This is a genomic window from Okeania sp. SIO2F4, assembly GCF_010672385.1.
Classification (GTDB): domain Bacteria; phylum Cyanobacteriota; class Cyanobacteriia; order Cyanobacteriales; family Microcoleaceae; genus Trichodesmium.
This window is the reverse complement of record NZ_JAAHGT010000567.1, coordinates 1-6,292: the sequence shown is the minus strand read 5'-3', so window position 1 is coordinate 6,292 and position 6,292 is coordinate 1. Positions and strand designations below refer to the sequence as shown.

Annotated in this window: 3 protein-coding genes; all 3 read left to right on the top strand. The window is 39.2% G+C overall.

Features of this window, described 5'->3' with window-relative positions; all coding sequences use genetic code 11:
• A partial coding sequence (locus tag F6K22_RS27645) for a glycosyltransferase family 39 protein (protein ID WP_293105475.1) occupies nt 1-1,296 on the top strand: 1,296 nt, incomplete at its 5' end.
• Between the two features lie 138 nt (nt 1,297-1,434).
• A complete protein-coding gene (locus F6K22_RS27640; RefSeq protein WP_293105472.1) occupies nt 1,435-3,876 on the top strand; it encodes a WD40 repeat domain-containing protein in 2,442 nt (813 codons plus the stop codon).
• Nucleotides 3,877-4,238: 362 nt separating this feature from the next.
• Complete coding sequence (locus F6K22_RS27635) at nt 4,239-6,101, top strand: hypothetical protein (RefSeq protein WP_375340202.1); 1,863 nt, start codon at nt 4,239-4,241, stop codon at nt 6,099-6,101.
• Nucleotides 6,102-6,292 lie beyond the last annotated feature (191 nt).

The window sequence follows — 6,292 nt, the reverse complement described above, 5'->3', positions numbered from 1 at the left end:
CTTCTGAGATGGTGGGTAAAATTATTCGGTAACTCTGTAACCGTAATTAGAAATTTCTCAGCGATAACGAGTTTACTAATTTTTCCCTGTATTTATTGGCTATGTCGAGAATTATTTAGCAAATCATTAGTAGGATGGGTAGCAATTTCCATCACAGCAATTTCTCCAATTTTAGTATTATATGCTCAGGAAGCACGAGCTTATAGTCTTTTTTCCGTCGTCGTTTTACTATCAAGTATTGCCTTACTCCGAGCAATGCGAATTAAGACAAAACATACCTGGAAAATTTATATAGCAAGTCTCATCTTTGCTTTATATACTCATCTCTTTTCTGTATTAGTAGCCTTTGGTCATGGATTATATGTAATCCTCACTGAAAAATTTAAACTAACCCAGAAACTCAAATCTTATTTACTAGCATCTTTCTACGGATTTTTAGCATTTTTACCTTGGCTAATCTTGATAATTAATCATTTTGACGGCATCAATTGGGTTTCCAAAAATCTGCCATTCCTAGATTTGTTGAAAAGATGGTTTATCAATCTAGGTTTTACATTTGTTGATATTCAAATTGGTTCGTCTGAGAGATTATTCGATGTCAAGAAACTTGTTTTTGATAATAATGCTTTACTACAACTAAATACTATCTGGCCGTACATCTTGGGATTGGTTTTATTATTAGTCATTTACTCTATTTATTTCCTCGTAAAAAATGCACCCCGGCAGGCAACTATTTTTATCTTAACCTTAATGGCAGTCACCCCAATATGTTTAATAATTCCCGATTTAATATCTGGCGGACAACGTTCTACTATTCCTCGTTATTTAATTCCAGCTTATTTAGGCATCCAATTATCTGTGGCTTATTTATTAGGAACAAAACTGACTAACTTTACAAATCAAATCCAACATAAATTTTGGCAGATAGTAACTGTGATTCTGATTTCTTTAGGCATCATATCTTGTGGAATTAGTTCTCAAGCTGAGACTTGGTGGAATAAATATAGTAGTTATTATGATGCTCAAGTCGCCAGAATAATTAATCAAACACAGCAGCCACTTGTTATTAGTAATCATTCTGCAAGATTAGCTACTCTAGGATATATGTTGAGACCAGATGTGAAAGTTTTATTCATCGAAGAACCCGAAGTTCCAAAAGTTCCAAAAGGTTTTAGTGATGTATTCGTATTTCGTCCTCAATGGAGTTTAATTTCAGGATTAGAAACACAAGAAAATTCTCAACTGGAGTTGGTTCATAATCGTGGGGAACTTTGGATTTTACCTCAGGGTAATTGATAAAAGAATCTTCTATGAACAAATCTTAATTGTATATGGTTTGATATTTTGCGTAAGTCCTAGCTAAGAGGAACTTAGTAAGCAGTGCTAATATAATATAGAGAGAGTCTGAAGGTTTAACACTAACAATAAATAACTATGAATAACGAAGACAAACAGGTGATCGAGCTGGAAAAATCCGAAGAGCAGATGACATTGGATGCTCAGGTAGAGGCAAAACCCAAAGCAGATGAGGAGAAGCAAAAAACAGAAAAGATACTGTGGATAAGTTTTGCAGTATTGGTACTATTGTTCATAGGGGCAGCTATTACTGGAGTAACATTACTTTGGCGAACAAATCTCAAGCTCGCGGAAGCCGAAGCAGTTAATAAGAGTTATGCTGCTCAATCATTATCTGAGTCAAATGAAGGTTTGGAGGCAATGCTGCAAGCTTTAAGAGCAGTTAAACAACTACCAAAGCCTAATTTAATATTCCAACCCCAGGCAGATAGCAAAAAGCAAGTAGCAGATGGTCTCAGTCAAGCTATATATATGGAGCAAACTTACCGAGAGCAGAATCATTTGCTTCATTGGTTCATCGGGAAGAAGGGTCAGATGCATAGTCTTCCGATCAATGCTGTAGCATTTAGTCCTGATGGAGAGACTATTGCTACTGCAAGTTATAAAGCAGTTAAATTGTGGAACCAAGAGGGACAGTTGTTGCAGACTCTAGAGGGGCATTGGAATTCAGTCAAAGATGTAGCATTTAGTCCTGATGGAGAGACTATTGCTTCTGCAGATGGTAGAGTGAAATTGTGGAACCGTCAGGGGCAGGAATTGCAGACTCTCGCGGATAATGATATTCTCAGTACTGTAGCATTTAGTCCTGATGGAGAGACTATTGCTACTGCAAGTAGGCGTGAGAATGGGAGTAACTTTACAGTGAAGTTGTGGAACCGTCAGGGGCAATTATTGCAGACTCTCCGCCATGAGAGTTCGGTAAGAGATGTAGTATTTAGCCCTGATGGAGAGACTATTGTCACTGTAGGTGAACATGACAAAACAGTGAGGTTGTGGAACCGTCAGGGGCAATTATTGCAGACTCTAAGCGACTATCAGGACATTGATGGTCTAGCATTTAGCCCTGATGGAAAGACTATTACTATTGCTACTCCTGCTTCTGCACAAGATTATTCTACAGTGAAATTGTGGAACCAAGAGGGGCAGTTATTGCAGACTCTAACCGGTCATGAGGATTTGGTAAGATATGTAATGTTTAGTCCTGATGGAGAGACTATTGCCACTGCAGGTTGGGACCAAACAGTCAAATTGTGGAACAAAGAGGGGCAGTTGTTGCAGACTCTAATGAGCCCGGAAGAATTGTTCGTTAATTATCAGGATATAAGCACCCAAGATATAGCATTTAGTCCTGATGGAGAGACTATTGCCATTGCAAATGTAAATTATGAGTCTGGTAATCGTGGTCACTCTAGAGTGAGGTTGTGGAAGCGTCAGGGGGTCTTGCAGACTCTTGAGGGACATAAGGATGGGTTAACAGATATAGCATTTAGTCCTGATGGAGAGACTATTGCCACTGCTAGTGGTGACAAAACAGTGAAATTGTGGAACCGTCAGGGGCAATTATTGCAGACTCTCCGCCATGAGAGTTCGGTAAGAGATGTAGTATTTAGCCCTGATGGAGAAACTATTGCCACTGCCAGTGGTGATAAAACAGTGAAGTTGTGGAACCGTCAGGGGCAATTATTCCAGACTCTAATCGGCCATGAGGATTTGTTAAGATATGTAATATTTAGTCCTGATGGAAAGACTATTGCCACTGCCAGTGATGACAAAACAGCGAAGTTGTGGAACCTTGAGGGGCAATTATTGCATAATCTAATCGGCCATGAGGGGCTAGTCAATAGCGTAACATTTAGTCCTGATGGAGAGACTATTGCCACTGCCAGTGGTGACAAAACAGTGAAATTGTGGAACCGTCAGGGGCAGTTGTTGCAGACTCTAATCGGCCATGAGATCGGGCTAGTCCATGGCGTAACATTTAGTCCTAATGGAGAGACTATTGCTTCTGCAGATTACTACGGTGTAGTCATATTGTGGAACCTTCAGGGGCAACCCTTGCAGGCAATGTCGCATGGTGCTCCTGTCTATGATCTAGAATTTAGTCCTGATGGAGAAACTATTGCTTCTGCAAGTAAGAACAAAACAGTGAAGTTGTGGAACCTTGAGGGGGAATTATTGCAGACTCTGGAGGGGCATAAGCATTTTGTCTTTGATGTAACATTTAGTCCTGATGGAGAGACTATTGCTTCTGCCAGTGGTGACAAAAGAGTGAAGTTGTGGAACCTTGAGGGGGAATTATTGCAGACTCTGGAGGGGAATAAGAATAGGGTCAATGTAGCATTTAGTCCTGATGGAAAGACTATTGCCACTGCCAGTGGTGACAATACAGTGAAGTTGTGGAACGTTTGGGGGTTTGATGGCCTCCATGAGTGGGCTTGCAACTGGGTGCGTGGCTACCTAGAAAATAATCCAACTGTTAGTGAAAGCGATAAGCGTTTGTGTAACGGTGTTGGTAAATAATCAGGACTTACGCAAAATAACGTATTTCTCTCATTGCGAGCGACAGCGTTTGCGGAGCAGTCCGTCAGGAAAGCAATCCCGAACGCCCAAAACTCATTCCTAATGCGTAAGTCCAGATAATATCAAATCCGGTAGCATTGGTGTAATTAGATAAAGTAGTGTGAGGAGTGTGGTCCGGGTGGGGAGTGTGGGAAGATGGGGAGATATAGAAAGATTTGTCAAGATGTCACATTTTTTTATACCGAATTAAGAGGATTTGATATAAGCCATTATGTCAAATCCAGTAGCATCAGTTTTATTCAATATTTAAAGATAAGATTCGATATTGTAGGGGCGAATTACCATTAGCCCCTGATCATTGTATGACAATCGACGGAATTATCTTACTCCGAAGCCAAATGAATTTACCTAAATATTTAACCACATTACCTCCAACAAAATTCTGGTTTTGCCTCAGCCTAACCTTAGCCATAATTTGTGGAATTTTAGGAATAATTCCCGCGTTCAGCAATCAATATGTCGTGCAAGATGACGCTCGCTCCCATGTTTTTTGGATGGCAAGATTTCTCAATCCAGAACTTTTTCCCAACGATATTATTGCCGACTATTTTCAATCAGTCGCCCCGAAAGGATATACCTACTTTTATCAACTATTTTCCCTCATCGGCATCCCACCTTTATTACTCAATAAATTCCTGCCAATAATATTAGGATTAATCACAACCGCCTATTGTTTTGGAGTCGCAATCCAAATATTACCCGTACCACTCGCCGGATTTCTCAGCACATTATTTTTGAATCAAAATCTCTGGCTCAAAGACGACTTAATCTCCGCCACCCCCAGAGCATTTTTCTATCCTTTATTCTTAGCATTTCTCTATTACTTCCTCAGACATTCTTGGTTAGGCATAACAGTAACAATCTCTCTTCTCGGATTATTTTATCCCCAAGGAGTTTTGCTCTGTTCCGCCCTCTTAGTCTTAGATTTTCTCTACTTCCGAAACCAGCAAAAATTTACCATTTTAACCATTGGCTTAACCACAGCATTTTTTGTACTTCTACCCTACGCTTTAAATACCTCCAAATATAGTCCGATTATTACATTAACCCAAGCCAAAAAATTACCAGAATTTTATCCTGGAGGTAGAGCATCCTTCTTTTCAGATAATAATTTTGATTTTTGGTTAACAGGCGATCGCTCCGGCATTATTCCTCCAGAATGGTTATCTCAATCTTTCCTCCCTCCCCAAGTTTGGGCAGGATTATTATTATTCATTTTCTGGAGCTTCAGAGAAATTCCCAGAGTTATGAGGTACATTTACAATTCCCCTAAATCCATCCCCTTTTTAAGGGAGGCGAGGGGAGAATCTAAAACTGTATCTCATAGATTAAAGAACTGCTATAAATACTTTCCCCTAGCCAAAAAAGTCACCAATAAAATAATCCTTTTACCAAAATTAGCCTTAGCATCAACCGGAATATTCTTAGCCGCCCACTTATTATTATTTCGACTACATCATCCCAGTCGTTACAGTCAACATAGTCTCAGAATTATCATGGCATTAGCTGGTGGAATAGCCTTTACTTTAATAATTGATTTTGTCAGACAAAAATTCCATCTATTCAAGCATCCCTCCCAAACAAAACCAGTCGGAAAAATCAAAACCATATCTATATATATAGTATTAACTCTCCTCCTTTTATATCCAGCCTTAACCAACAACTTTCCCGTCACTAATTATGTAGTGGGAAAAGCACCCCAACTTTATGAATTTTTAGCCCAACAACCCTCAGATATCCGCGTCGCTTCTTTGGCATTAGAAGCTAATAATATTCCCACTTTTGCCAAACGTTCAATATTAGTCGGTTCGGAATATGCTTTGCCCTACCATCAAGGATATTATGGTCAGATAAAACAACGAGCTAATGATTTAATCCAAGCACAATATAGTCCTAACTTAGAAGACGTGAAAAAGTTTATCCGAAAATATGAGATTGACTTTTGGTTGTTAGATTCTCAGGCATTAACTTTAGAATATGTCAGGAAAAATCATCGCCTTCAACAATTAAATAATACTGCCACTAATCTAGTTAGAGCGCAGATGGAAAATGGCATAGTTCCGAGTTTATTAAATGTTCCAGAAAGTTGTCGAGTTCTAAATATTCAGAATTTAGTTTTATTGAAAGCTAAATGTATTTTAAGTAGGGGTAATAATCCTAAATAGGTTGTAAGATTTTATCGTAGGGGTTTAGCCTCCAAACCAAACTGCCAAGGTTTTTTTCTCCAAACCCCTAAAGTTTTTTCTCACGAATAATTTCATATTGCTATAGTTGACATCCTCTCCGGCCTAAAGGCGCGGAGATTCCTGCTGAACCTTAACTCTTCGGTGGGTTGACGTTTCACAGGCTGCTGCTA

Bases quoted from the DNA above. Each gene is read 5' to 3' on its own strand.
- F6K22_RS27640 (WP_293105472.1), top strand. From the start codon at position 1,435: ATGAATAACGAAGACAAACAGGTGATCGAGCTGGAAAAATCCGAAGAG.
- F6K22_RS27635 (WP_375340202.1), top strand. From the start codon at position 4,239: ATGACAATCGACGGAATTATCTTACTCCGAAGCCAAATGAATTTACCT.